12 protein-coding genes are annotated in these 12,327 nt (G+C 41.8%); 3 read left to right on the top strand and 9 right to left on the bottom strand.

Features of this window, described 5'->3' with window-relative positions:
• Positions 1-56: 56 nt before the first annotated feature.
• The 6 genes from BUB11_RS02050 to BUB11_RS02025 all read right to left on the bottom strand — a co-directional run bounded on the left by BUB11_RS02050 (position 57) and on the right by BUB11_RS02025 (position 5,142).
• Positions 57-1,418 carry a PepSY1/2 domain-containing protein gene (locus BUB11_RS02050; RefSeq protein WP_073027470.1) on the bottom strand — a complete coding sequence of 454 codons (1,362 nt, stop codon included), beginning with the start codon at positions 1,416-1,418 and terminating at the stop codon, positions 57-59.
• A gap of 9 nt (positions 1,419-1,427) precedes the next feature.
• Entirely contained in the window at positions 1,428-2,120 is a 693-nt protein-coding gene (sleB, locus tag BUB11_RS02045) for a spore cortex-lytic enzyme (RefSeq protein ID WP_073027468.1), read from the bottom strand.
• A 305-nt stretch (positions 2,121-2,425) separates the two neighbouring features.
• On the bottom strand, positions 2,426-2,932 hold the full coding sequence (locus BUB11_RS02040) for a hypothetical protein (protein ID WP_143159021.1): 507 nt from the start codon (positions 2,930-2,932) through the stop codon (positions 2,426-2,428).
• Positions 2,933-3,000: 68 nt separating this feature from the next.
• Positions 3,001-3,999 (bottom strand): flotillin-like protein FloA, encoded by a 999-nt coding sequence (gene floA, locus BUB11_RS02035; protein WP_073027465.1) that lies wholly within the window; start codon positions 3,997-3,999, stop codon positions 3,001-3,003.
• Positions 4,000-4,040: 41 nt separating this feature from the next.
• On the bottom strand, positions 4,041-4,523 hold the full coding sequence (locus BUB11_RS02030) for an NfeD family protein (RefSeq protein ID WP_073027464.1): 483 nt from the start codon (positions 4,521-4,523) through the stop codon (positions 4,041-4,043).
• Positions 4,524-4,572: 49 nt separating this feature from the next.
• Positions 4,573-5,142 (bottom strand): DUF1836 domain-containing protein, encoded by a 570-nt coding sequence (locus BUB11_RS02025; protein WP_073028174.1) that lies wholly within the window; start codon positions 5,140-5,142, stop codon positions 4,573-4,575.
• A gap of 236 nt (positions 5,143-5,378) precedes the next feature.
• Here BUB11_RS02025 and BUB11_RS02020 point away from each other — a divergent pair, with 236 nt between their 5' ends.
• Complete coding sequence (locus BUB11_RS02020; RefSeq protein ID WP_073027462.1) at positions 5,379-6,254, top strand: radical SAM protein; 876 nt, start codon at positions 5,379-5,381, stop codon at positions 6,252-6,254.
• A gap of 261 nt (positions 6,255-6,515) precedes the next feature.
• On the opposite strand, the gene BUB11_RS02015 is transcribed toward BUB11_RS02020, so the two are convergent.
• The gene (locus BUB11_RS02015) at positions 6,516-7,655 is read right to left on the bottom strand and encodes an MGDG synthase family glycosyltransferase (RefSeq protein ID WP_073027460.1); all 1,140 of its coding nucleotides are present in this window, start codon (positions 7,653-7,655) and stop codon (positions 6,516-6,518) included.
• 186 nt (positions 7,656-7,841) lie between these two features.
• Between BUB11_RS02015 and ybaK the strand changes: the two genes are divergently transcribed.
• Positions 7,842-8,321, top strand: a complete 480-nt coding sequence (gene ybaK, locus BUB11_RS02010) for a Cys-tRNA(Pro) deacylase (protein WP_073027459.1) — start codon at positions 7,842-7,844, stop codon at positions 8,319-8,321.
• Between the two features lie 183 nt (positions 8,322-8,504).
• Here ybaK and BUB11_RS02005 read toward each other — a convergent pair whose 3' ends face one another.
• Together BUB11_RS02005 and BUB11_RS02000 are read right to left on the bottom strand one after the other, a co-directional pair.
• Complete coding sequence (locus BUB11_RS02005; RefSeq protein WP_073027457.1) at positions 8,505-9,203, bottom strand: C40 family peptidase; 699 nt, start codon at positions 9,201-9,203, stop codon at positions 8,505-8,507.
• A 341-nt stretch (positions 9,204-9,544) separates the two neighbouring features.
• Complete coding sequence (locus tag BUB11_RS02000) at positions 9,545-10,849, bottom strand: IS4 family transposase (RefSeq protein WP_073027455.1); 1,305 nt, start codon at positions 10,847-10,849, stop codon at positions 9,545-9,547.
• Between the two features lie 357 nt (positions 10,850-11,206).
• Between BUB11_RS02000 and BUB11_RS01995 the strand changes: the two genes are divergently transcribed.
• A complete protein-coding gene (locus BUB11_RS01995; RefSeq protein WP_073027454.1) occupies positions 11,207-12,310 on the top strand; it encodes a putative NPN-dependent ornithine cyclodeaminase in 1,104 nt (367 codons plus the stop codon).
• Positions 12,311-12,327: the final 17 nt, after the last annotated feature.

The following is a 12,327-nucleotide window of genomic DNA, read 5'->3' as shown; positions in this document are numbered from 1 at the left end:
CCATCATATTCAAGAGCGAGAGGGAAGTTTCCCTCTCGCTTATTTAAGAAAAATTCTTACTTAAGATATTCCCCTCGAGGGGTCTTAATAATTCGTTGAATCTTCTCTTCTGCACCATTAGAAGCATTTAGGTATATAAGATACTCTTCCCCCTGGTATCGACCTCGAAACTCATAACAATAAACTTCTTGGTTCCCACTCTTAGCAATTACGGCTAAGCGACTCTCCAGAACCTGAAAATTGGGACGCAGTTTGCGTACTGCTTGTTCCATTGTGAGTTTCGTTGGAAAAGTCCGTTCGTGATGGAAGGCATAAAATGGCGAAGCGTCAAATCCGACAAGCTTACCGTTGTCCAAAGCGATCATTAAGCGCACCTTGTCCGGGTAAATCCTTACCCCGTCTTTTTCCACAACGGCATCAAATTGAACATAAGAGCCGAATTCTTCACTTGACGTTATCGCAAGCTGCCAGCCTAATGACTGCAAAACAGCCTTGGCTTTATTTGAGGCTTCTTCAACACTCAGGGTCTTGGGCTCAATTGATCGTTGATCACGGTAGAGAGTAATAACACCGCCTTGACGGCTAACTTCCAAATAAGATTCTTTGAAATTCCAAATATAACCGCCCAGTGGCCCCTGTGATTCCCCTGCAAATTCTGGAGAAGCATCAGCATAGCCTACTTTGTTTAAGAAATCCCGTGCCCTTTCAAGGGATTGATCTCGTGTCACATCGCCCGCCGGGAGGCCCAATGGTTTTTCAACAACCCGAGTGGCATACTCTCCCGTATACGAAAACGGCGGAAGCTTCTGTAGACTTGCATCTAACTGATCCAAGCCAGAGCGTACAGATTTTGAAGGAGCTTCTGACCCATCTGCAGCTGCTTCCGCAACTTGAGTGCCTAAACCAAGCCGTTGCCTTAGAGTTGGGTCTGGGTCTGTCCAAACTAACTTTTCTGTGTCCATTCTGAGAATTAAATCCTGAACCTGTTGATTAACTGGCATAAGGCGTTCATGCATATCTCTAAGTGTCTTTTCCTCTTCTGCCGAAATCGTTCCTCCCCCGGCAATTCGCTGGGCCATAGTTCGGGTAAAATCACCGGACTGTGTCAAAAATTGCCCAACATAACTAAGCCCCGTTTGCTGGGCCGGAATTTGTGCGAAGTCTTTAAGTGCTGCATCACTTTTACTTGAAACTTGGCTTAAGTAGAGAATTTTTTGAGCCGGGTTACTAGCCACATTTCCTTTAGCCATATCTGTTTCCACCTGATCGAGATGACTCGCAAAATCGTTTAAGGCTCGGCGGTTATTATTTTCTGCAGCAATACGGTATTCCCCCGCCAGACGGTATTCATTCCATCCCCAGCCCAGTGAGATTAACAAGGCTAAACCCAAAGCACCAATCCAAAATTTTCTGTGCATGTTGTCCCCCTACTTCGTAAACATATGGTTACCGATTTGCTTAATCTGTGGGCGTGACCATATATATTTGTTGGATGTTTTAGCCGGATTAAAAAAGAAGACTGCTCCACCAGAAGGGTCTGATCCACTTATTGCTTCTTGAGCAGCACGAATAGAAGAAGCCGAAGGTGCTAAATTAATCTGTCCATCATCAACACTTGAAAAGGCTCTCGGTTGATAGATAATATCCGCAACTGTTTTCGGGAACGCAGGATCCTTAATCCGATTCAAGATCACGGCAGCCACAGCGACTTGTCCAATGTAAGGTTCCCCCCGTGCCTCCGCGCTCACGGCGCGAGCTAAAAGGTTTGTGTCGATATTTTTATACCCCACAGCCTTTCCTGAAGCATTTGTGCTCTGCCCTGTAAGGCGCTTTAATTCCTTGATGGTTTGAGTTCCAGCCAATCCATCTACTCTTAGCCCATGTTCCTTTTGAAAGCGCCGAATAGCAGCTTCTGTTTTTGATCCGTACTTTCCGTCAACTGTTCCAACAGTATAACCCAACTGGACCAATTTCTTTTGCAACTCAGTTACTTCAGACCCTTTACTCCCTCTGCCTAGTAAACGATCCCCTAAAGCTGCATAGGCAAACCCAGACAGAGCTATGCTAAGTAATAATCCGATGGTGATAACCATCCCCCAAGGTCTAATGTGTAATTTCATACCCTCACCTCACTTTGTTTAATAGTCTTTAGTGTGGCAAAGTTCTAGGAAATTATCCAACATTACCCTAATTATTCTGCAAATATGATTAAGAGTGTCTTTGGAAAATCATATTTACGTTTGCAATAAAAATAGCCAAGGGTTTTAACCCGTGGCTGGATCAGTGAACTCGTTCAGCTAAAGCTGAACATAGAGACTTCGGGGACGTAGGATGGACTCTAAAAACTGTAATTTAGTTTCTGTACTTCTCTCCGTATAAAAGGATAAGCATATCTCTAAAATATGCTTATCCTCAGAAAGATTCTTTAAGAACGAGGGCCTCTAAAAGGTTGCAATGCTCTTGGTTTCCCCAAGATTTCCGCCCAAACAACTCCTTGAACGAGTTCCTTTTTTGTGATAGAAAAACTGAGACCATTCATTACTTGAGGTCCTCTGGGTATACTCTTACTGCGATCTCTCTCTGCATCGAGATTTGTTTCCGCTCTGTTCCGTCCTTGGTAGGCACTGGTTCCTTCGATTCCTTGAGTCCCCTCAACTCCCTGAGTTCCTTCGACCCCTTGAGTTCCCTCTGTTCCTTGAGTCCCTTCCATTTGAACAAAGTTCTCTATGGAGCCCCCCAGTTGAAGCGATTCCAAAGATTCTGCTTGAACAGTCCTCTCTTGGCGAGAACTATTCGTTAAGGATTTTTGCATCTGTTCCCGCCATGATACTTGGGGCGGGTCCTGCAAAGCCTCTCTTATTGTGCGACCATCGGGTAATTTAAATCGATCAGAGAAATTTCCCGGTGATTGTTGTTGCTTACTCTTCTTCAAAAGAGAGACGCCTAACTGATATATTACCCAAATGATAATTACAACCGTGAAGGACGACATGATTTCACCTACTTCTTCGTTGTGCTATCATTGCCCGATTCGCATTTTCCTGTTTGGGCAATGTTTCCTCTCATCTGGGTGTCCGATATGATATTTTGCATGTTGTAATAATCCATAACGCCTAGTTTACCTTCTCTGAGAGCCTGGGCCATAGCTCTTGGAACTTCAGACTCTGCTTCAACAACCTTGGCTCTCATCTCTTCAACAGCTGCTCTCATTTCTTGTTCTCTGGCAACCGCCATCGCACGCCGTTCCTCTGCTTTAGCTTGGGCAATACGCTTATCAGCTTCAGCTTGATCCATCTGGAGCTGAGCTCCGATATTTTTACCGACATCAACATCCGCCATATCAATGGATAAGATTTCAAATGCCGTTCCTGCGTCCAGACCTTTAGCTAACACAGTTTGAGAAATCAACTCCGGCTTTTCTAAAACGGCTTTATGCGACTCAGATGAACCAATGCTCGTCACAATTCCTTCTCCAACTCGAGCAATAATTGTTTCTTCACCAGCACCTCCGACAAGTCGGTCAATATTGGCGCGTACTGTTACCTTGGCTTTAACTCTAAGCTCAATACCGTTTTGTGCCACAGCAGATACAACAGGAGTCTCAATCACTTTTGGGTTAACAGACATCTGTACGGCTTGAAGAACATCCCGCCCTGCTAAATCAATGGCTGCCGCCCGTTCAAAAAGGAGGGGAATAGCCGCACGTTCAGCAGCAATCAAAGCATTCACAACCCTATCGACATTCCCACCTGCCAAATAGTGAGCTTCAAGCTGATCTGTCGTAATCGGCAAACCTGCTTTATGTCCTTTGATTAACGGGTTGACGATTTTTGACGGAACTACTCGTCGCAAACGCATTCCTATTAAGTTGAAAATCCCGACGTTAACCCCTGCCGCTAATGCCGATATCCAGAGTCCAACAGGGATAAAGGTGAGAATTACACTTAAGACTACAAAACCGAGGAAAAACAGAGCAAGTGTTAAATATAATGGGTTCATTCATTGCCCGGTCGAAACCGAGCTCCACCTCCTTATAATGTTTATTTTTCTTCCCTGACAATAATTCGGGTACCCTCAACTCCAATTATTTTAATTGCGGTCCCGAGTCCTATAAACCCTCCTTCCGTAACCACATCTAATTTTACGCCATCAAAACTACCTGTCCCAGCTGGGCGTAACTGTGTAAGAGATATTCCTACTTGCCCCAGATACATTTCATACTGAGGTTTTGGAGCAACATACCCCTCCTTAGCTGTTTGGCGTGTGCTTAACGAGAATCTCTTCCATAAGCGCCTAGTCCTGGGTAACCGAAAACTTAGGTAAATTATGATGCCCAAGACAGTTAGCGCTCCAACTGTGAACATTAAACCTTCTAACAGCGAATCTGTTACCAAAAAGATTCCCGTAATTAAGGATGCCATTCCAAGAATTCCGCTAACTCCAAAACCGGGGATGACGAACACCTCGACAGCCAACAGAGCAATTCCTATCAGAATCAGCGTTATAATAATACCCTGCGACACTGCCCTCTCCTCCTTTTTCTATGCTAAGCGTACTCTCTTACTTTTAATTCTATGTCTCTAAACTGCTTAACCAACGCTTAGCAATTTGTTTATATAAATTGGCTCTCGCCAATAAATTTAGAATAACCAGCGTGGTAACAACCTTTTCCCGGTCTTCCTCAGGCATCTCTTCTTCAGCAAGTGTTTCTTCGACTTCTTTTTCTAAGCCATGCAATGATTTTTCCCAATCCAGCTGAGAACAATCAAAAATTTCACTATAGTATCGATAAAGCTTGGTAGGATTAATTCGGTCATCCGACGTATCTAAAAGGCTTTCATTAACATAACCTAACAAATGAGAAACCTCTTCTAATGACAGTATATCGCGTAAATCATTCATAAGCAGAACGTTGGCAACTTGTTCCCGATTATATTTCCTTTTTAAGGGATTAGGAAGGTACTTTCGTCTGACCCAGTTCTGCACATGTGTAGGATTAATATCGTTCTGACTTACCCTCTTAGCAACTTCAACAACCTGTGCAAGCATCATAGAATCTAATTCCAGATAAGGAAGTGCTTTCTGCTTGGGTTCCAAATCATTCAACACATTGCGAATTGCTTGTAAATGCTTTAAATTCATCATCTCACCTACTCATGTTAATTATTAATTTGTTTAACCATTAAGAAACTTGTTCTTTATGACATTATTATATGATCAATCTGATCATATGTCAATACTTTAATTTCACTTTTCAGTATCACTGTAATACTATATTTGTATTTGTAACATTAAATTTATCTGCTATTTCATGCAGGTACTTACCGTACCCTTGTAGAACAAAGATTCAAATACAAAAAGTGTTGGGAGATGGTAACATGTTTTACGAAGGGAAAATTTACCGTCCGCCGAGTGAGGCCAAAAGCATCATCTTGCAGATCACTGTTGGATGTCAGCATAACGCCTGTACATTCTGTACCATGTATAAGGATAAATCCTTTCGGATCAAATCTCGGGAAGAAATCAACGATATTATTTCCATAGCACATGCCCAAGATTCGGACGCTGAACGAATCTTCTTGGCAGATGGAGATGCGATCGCAGTTGATACATTATTGCTGATTGAGATTCTTGATCAACTTTATAAAAAATTCCCACATCTCCAGCGAGTCGGAATTTACGGAGGTCCCAAAGACATTCTCGCCAAGAGCCCCGAAGAATTAACCGATTTAAAAGCTCATGGGCTTAACATTGTCTATTTAGGTGTTGAAAGTGGCAATGAAGGCATTTTGAAATCCGTTTGTAAGGGTGTCACTGCAGATCAGATGATCTCAGCCGGACAACAGGTTAAGGCGAGCGGTTTAACCCTATCTTGCACGGTTATTATTGGCTTGGGTGGAAAAGCCCATTCACACGAGCATGCTGTTGATACAGCACGTGTTATCAGCGAGATAGATCCCCAATATTTGGGAGCTTTAACTTTAATGCTAGATCGCGAAGCACCTCTGGCTAAAGCCATCAAAGAAGGCACCTTTCAACAACTCACCCCCTTCGAATCTTTAACAGAGCTTCGAACTCTGCTCGAAGCTCTTAACGTATCCCATTGTGTCTTTCGGAGTAATCATGCCTCAAACTACCTGCCGCTGCGTGCTACACTTCCTGAAGACCGAAATGATCTTTTGCAGACTCTTGACAGCGTCATAAAGAATCAAACTACGGAGCGGCTTCGCCCAGAGTATTGGAGAGGGCTTTAGAATTACGCAAAAAAGTGGAAGCGAAAACTGATTGCTCAATTTTCGCTTCCACTTTTTAAGTCCATTTTGCACGGTCCCTTCCCGCCATCCTGCAAGAAGGCTAATCCGTGCGAAGACAGTGTCTGCAAGAAGAGTAATCCGTGCGAAAACAGTGTTTTCGTGGGCTACAGGGACACTCGGCCTTCCTTGGCCAGCGGTCTCTTCTCGCTATATGATAGTGTCAGTATTTCAAGCAACTGCCTGGGCCTGTGTGCTTGGTGGCTAGGCAAGCATTCTTTTATTAACTAATTGAAGCATCTCTTCCACAGCACGTTCAGTGGAATGACCTGGTAAGGCAACCGCTGCCTTTTCCCGCATTTTCTCAACTTCCCCTGGATTCATTAGAAAATGGTTTATAAGCTGTCCCAATTCCGCTTCGGTATGAGCGACTATTCCCGCACCTATTTTTTGTACATAATGTGCATTTTCTTCTTCTTGGCCGGGTATCGGCTTATAGATAACAAGTGGCAAGTGCTTAGTAAGCGCCTCAGAAACCGTTAAACCGCCTGCTTTTGTAATAATCAGATCAGAAATTGACATCAATTCTTCCACATTATGAACATATTCTAACCTTACTATAGGGTTACGGGCCTGAATGATCAGTTCTTTTAAGGATTGATACAGCTTTTCATTTTTCCCGCAAACGATAATAGCTTGGACTGGAACCTTAGAATTTGCAAGCTTTTTGCAGATTCTATTTGCACTTTTCAAAACTCCATATGATCCTCCCATCACTAAAAAGGTAGGAAGATTTGACTTTAGGCCTAACTTGGAAAGTATGTACTTACGATCTGTTTGATCTTCAAATTTTGGGCTTACAGGTATACCCGTCACATGAATACGAGATCCTTCAATCCCCCACGCTATTAAACTACCTTTCACCTCTGTGCAAGCAACTATATATCTATCGACACTTGGATGAACCCAATGACTGTGAACCGTATAGTCTGTGATTATCGTAACCACCGGAACCTTTAGGACCTTTTCGTATCTTAGTTGGGCCAAAACTGAAGAAACAGTAGGATACGTGCATATGATAAAATCCGGTTTGAACACATTAATATATCTAAGAAATTCTTTTCTTCCCAATTTACTTAAAAAACGTTGGCTTAGCGAACGGGGCTGAACCATAGATGTTTTATAATAAAAACGTCCCCAAAGTTTTGGAATATGGTTTATAATTTCACCATAGATATTTTTGATCAGCGTATTAATCGGTTTACTCAAAAAATCTCCAAAATCGAGATGCATAATTATTGCAGAAGGTTCCTGAATTCGTATTCCTTCGATAACTGCTTCAGCTGCCCGCAGATGCCCGTTTCCGAACGACGCAGAAAATACGAGAACCTTTAATTTTTTCAAAGTTCTTATAACCTCCTCTCAACCTTTAGACTTGCAAAAGAAACAATAATTGTACTAACTTGCAAGCTCTCAAGATTATAACTTCTATTATAGGGACATCCTTCATAAAAGAAAAGGAGAATTAGTCCCTACATCGAATTGATTTTAAAAAAACACCTTTTAATTACATCATAAGGAGCAGAAAACATGTCTCATAAAACAAACGCAGCTCGCATATTGGATAAGGGGAAAATCCCTTATGAATTAAAGGAATACGTTGTCGATGAATCTGATTTATCTGCGGTAACCGTTGCTCAAAAGGTTGGTTTAAGTATTGAACAAGTATACAAGACTTTAGTCGCCCGCGGCGATAAAACAGGTATCATTGTGGCTTGTATCCAAGGAAATCACGAACTTCATCTCAAAGGATTAGCAACCCTTAGCGGGAATAAAAAGGTTGAGATTGTCTCATTAAAGGAAGTTCAACCTCTGACTGGTTATATACGAGGCGGTGTTTCTCCCATCGGAATGAAAAAAAACTATCCCGTCTTCATTGACTTAACCGTAACTAAACAAGAGAAAATCTCTGTAAGTGCTGGTTTACGCGGACTTCAACTCTTTCTCAGTCCCAACGATTTAATTTCTATAACCAAGGCTCAGTTAGGAATGATTTCGGCAGCGCTTTGACGACTCTCAAGAGCTTCTAATATAATTCCACGTTAATGAACCGCTCCCATTGGGGAGTGAATTAAGAACATCAAAGAAGAGGTGCCTTTCGACACCCCAAAACTTTAACTTCTTTAGTTAATTACATGCAAAAAATGGATTGCATCCCTGCAGAGTTATTAAAGATACAACAAACTTCAGAGATCAAATTACTCGTCTGGCTCCTACATAAACGGATTTCCAGTACGGTCCGATTGTATAGATTGTTACTCCTTTAGAAGAAGAAGAATTAATAAATTGTCCTCCCCCTAGATAAATTCCATCGTGATCTACAACGCCATTTCCGGAAAACGAGAAAAAAACCAAATCACCTGGTTGAAGATTTTCGAAGGATACCTTAGTTCCTACTGTATATTGATCACGTGAAACCCGCGGCAAGGTAATGCCATTTTGCTTAAATACATAGTAAACAAATCCCGAGCAGTCAAAACCTGTTGAAGGTGAGGTGCCCCCCCATTGATACCTAACCCCTATATATTGTTTTGCAGTACTCAGAATACTATTAACGTTGTTCTGAGTTTGAGCTTGGGGCAGAGTTTGGGGCTGTTTTTGTAAGTAGACTTTATTTAGTGACTTTACTGTCATGGGACCAACTTTTCCATCGACCGCTAGGCTGTTTGCTCTTTGAAAATTCATGACGCCCTCTTTGGTCATATTTCCAAAGATACCATCTGCCTTACCAACATTGAAGCCAACATAATTAAGTTTTGTTTGTAATTCCACAACATCCGGGCCTCTAGAACCTACCTTAAGTAAAACATCCCCAAGTGATGCCTTAGCAGTAGCAGGCAAAGAAAGCATGAGACAAATTAAAAAGAATACAAGGACAATTTTCTTTTTCATTCTTTTCCTCCTTTAATTGTTAAACTTACTTTTTGGCGGATATCTTACGAGTGAAAAACTCCACTACTTCTATATCGGAATGAAAGGTGTAGAATCTCATTCTAAAAATGTCCCACTTTTTCAAGTTATTTACAAGCGGTGAGACAGTGTGAATATGCGGCCTTTAACCTCAATGTCATTAAGTTAAGCTCATGAGAAACCCCAGCGGTAGAAAAGTGATACCGCTGGGGTTGTCGCATACACGGAATAACATAGAAAACACGGGTGTTTTTGAATTTTGAGCAACACAAATGCAGATGCCCGAAAAGCATCTGTAAAAGTCCTATCACACATGTTAAATCTCAAATAATTCTGTACTGGAACCCGACTGCTGAAATCGAATTTTGATATCTAGGAAATTGTCGGCCAGGGCGTATTGGGGAAAGGTGCTTACCTATCAGTTTAAGAACTTGGACCGCTGGAATTAACTCTCTCAAAAATTGACGGCATATATTTAAAGCCACTGGAAAATTTACTCGCAAATCTTTAGGAATACTGATGTGGTGCATGATAATGGAAGAGTAATTGTATAGAATTAGTCTGGCAAAAATCTCTTGCAATATAAAATCCTTCTTTTTGCTGTGCAGACTTGCCAAACCCACAGCATATTTAAGTTCCTTAAAAGATGTCTCAATTCCCCAGCGCAGATTATAGAGCTGTTTTATTTTCTCCGGCGGAAAATCTTCGGCATTGAGATTTGTATAAACCGTTTCATACACACCATCAGCAATAGCGACGCGAACGGCACGAAAATGTAAATCATATAACTTGGAATCTTTCGGTTTAATGAAGTCAAATGTCGTATGTGGCTGTATCCATCGATACCGATGGGGGTATGCTTTTAGAAGCGATAACGTTTCTTTGGTTTGGCGCCGGGTGAGGGTTAACGTGATTTCTTCATCGTATTCCGGGCAATTTGGTAGAGAAAGCCTTGATATAATCCCATAGGATTCTTTCGCTCGGATGATATAGTACCATGATTTCTCCTGAAAATGAGCGATATTGTTGAATGACTCATATCCACGATCCATGATTGCAATTACATTTCCACTGATTTCAGACTGGTCTACCATGGATACTAAGGCTTTATGCTCATTCATGCCTTTCTTGGGTTGCACGGATGCATCGACATAAACCTTGCCCATCAGGTCATACATAGCATCCAAATGCACAAGATTGTAACTTTTGCTATCTTCGCTGTTCCTGATGGAGGAGAATCCATCATTTGAATTTGACGGAAGTCTCAAATCCGAACCGTCAACAGCGAGCAGCCTGTAGTCTTGTAATGAATTCTCCGATACTGCTAACCTTGTAAATTCGTGAAATAGTAGTTTCAGTGCTTCTGGACGAATTTTGTCTCTCTGTTGGACAAATGCTGAGGCAGTTGCAGTCTCTGACGAATAGCCCAGCCAATCATATAATTCTTTTGAAAGGCTGTTGCCTCCCATGCCTACTAGCATAAGCAGCATGGTATGCAGTGATAATTTGCGTTCGCGTGAAAAATCTTGCCCTGGTCGTTTCACACAAGCTGGTAAATCTGCTGTGATTGAGCGTATCGCTTGGTGCAGCGCAGTTCGTACCTGCTCTGGATATGCTTTCTTTTTCATTTTAGAAGGCCTCCTTAAAAATGTCCTCATTTTCAAGGCGAAGCCTTCGATTTTCATTAATTTGTCAAGTGTTTTTTTACAATTGATAAATTTTATATGCCCACCTGTATGTATAAGAAAAACACAACCATCTTAATCTGGATGGTTGTGTTTTTCAGGCCTTAACTTAATGACATTGCCTTTAACCTGGGCATATTCTCTTGAGGCAATCGAAGGCGGGCCCTTTGCCATTTTCGGCACTACTTAGAGCTCAGGCCTGTCAAGTTTTCAAATCTATCAGGCAAAATATTCTTACATTTTTTACTTTATTTTTCATATTCGGGCAAAATAAATCGAGCTATGTAAGGAGGGTGACAAATGAAGTTTCAAATACCAAAATATAAGCAACCAAATTTTGATCAAGAACCTTTTCTATCTGCACCAGACGCCCAGATTGTTGAGGTTAAAATCGATGGGGTGGCACCAGAGCACTATCATGGCCTCTCAATATATCCAGAGTATTTTAAAATTAAAGGCAAGTGGATTTTAGCCACGGAAAGTCGAATGGATGGCGTCCCAGTCTTAGGATCAGATGGAACCATTCAAGTTGTTGAATTTAGAAATCTGAAAATTGGAGATAAAGTAATCGTCGGTCGAACTGAAGGTGGCCGTGAGGGAATCTTTGTTTATGCTAAGGGTTTCAGCTCGAATGACACCGATTCGGAGTTATTTGCTTTTCGTTCTGGTCGTTCTAGAGAAACGGCTTATTCCAAGGATTACAACGAACTCTATGACCTCTTAAATTATGAGAAGGATAATGGCTATATTGTCTGGGTCCTAGGTCCAGCGGTTGTCTTTGACTACGATTCAAGGCAAGCCCTTTCCAGCTTAATATCTAATGGTTTTGCTCATGCTGTCCTTGCCGGAAATGCCATGGCAACCCATGACCTTGAAGCCGCTTTGTTTGGAACTGCTTTAGGTCAAAATACCTATGACCAACAATCTCCCCCAAATGCTCATTACCACCATTTAGACTTAATCAATAAAACGCGAGAAGCTGGTTCAATTAAAGCACTCATAGAAAAGGAAGGCATTAAAGACGGGGTTGTCTATTCTGCCATTACAAATAAGGTGCCCTTGGTCCTTGCTGGCTCAATACGTGACGATGGTCCGCTCCCACCCGTTATCGCAGATGTATATCAAGCCCAAGATGAGATGCGAAAGCACACCCGTAAAGCTACTACACTTATTTGTTTAGCCACTCAGCTTCATACCATCGCAGCGGGAAATATGACTCCTGCCTACACACAAAGAAACGGAGAGATCCGGCCGGTATTTATTTACTGTATTGATATCGCCGAATTTGCAGTAAATAAACTTAGAGACCGTGGTTCGTTGGAGGTTACAACTTTAGTAACTAATGTTCAGGATTTCGTAGTTCATCTAAAAAATAATCTTATTAAAATTGGGGTCGGCTCCTGAGTTGACCATATCTAAAA

It is taken from the genome of Desulfosporosinus lacus DSM 15449 (genome assembly GCF_900129935.1).
Lineage (GTDB): Bacteria > Bacillota > Desulfitobacteriia > Desulfitobacteriales > Desulfitobacteriaceae > Desulfosporosinus > Desulfosporosinus lacus.
This window is presented reverse-complemented; position numbering and strand designations above follow the sequence as displayed.

Bases quoted from the DNA above. Each gene is read 5' to 3' on its own strand.
- BUB11_RS02050 (WP_073027470.1), bottom strand. From the start codon at position 1,418: ATGCACAGAAAATTTTGGATTGGTGCTTTGGGTTTAGCCTTGTTAATC.
- BUB11_RS02025 (WP_073028174.1), bottom strand. From the start codon at position 5,142: ATGAATTTAAAGCATTTACAAGCAATTCGCAATGTGTTGAATGATTTG.
- BUB11_RS01995 (WP_073027454.1), top strand. From the start codon at position 11,207: ATGAAGTTTCAAATACCAAAATATAAGCAACCAAATTTTGATCAAGAA.
- BUB11_RS02000 (WP_073027455.1), bottom strand. From the start codon at position 10,849: ATGAAAAAGAAAGCATATCCAGAGCAGGTACGAACTGCGCTGCACCAA.
- BUB11_RS02005 (WP_073027457.1), bottom strand. From the start codon at position 9,203: ATGAAAAAGAAAATTGTCCTTGTATTCTTTTTAATTTGTCTCATGCTT.
- ybaK (WP_073027459.1), top strand. From the start codon at position 7,842: ATGTCTCATAAAACAAACGCAGCTCGCATATTGGATAAGGGGAAAATC.
- sleB (WP_073027468.1), bottom strand. From the start codon at position 2,120: ATGAAATTACACATTAGACCTTGGGGGATGGTTATCACCATCGGATTA.
- BUB11_RS02020 (WP_073027462.1), top strand. From the start codon at position 5,379: ATGTTTTACGAAGGGAAAATTTACCGTCCGCCGAGTGAGGCCAAAAGC.
- floA (WP_073027465.1), bottom strand. From the start codon at position 3,999: ATGAACCCATTATATTTAACACTTGCTCTGTTTTTCCTCGGTTTTGTA.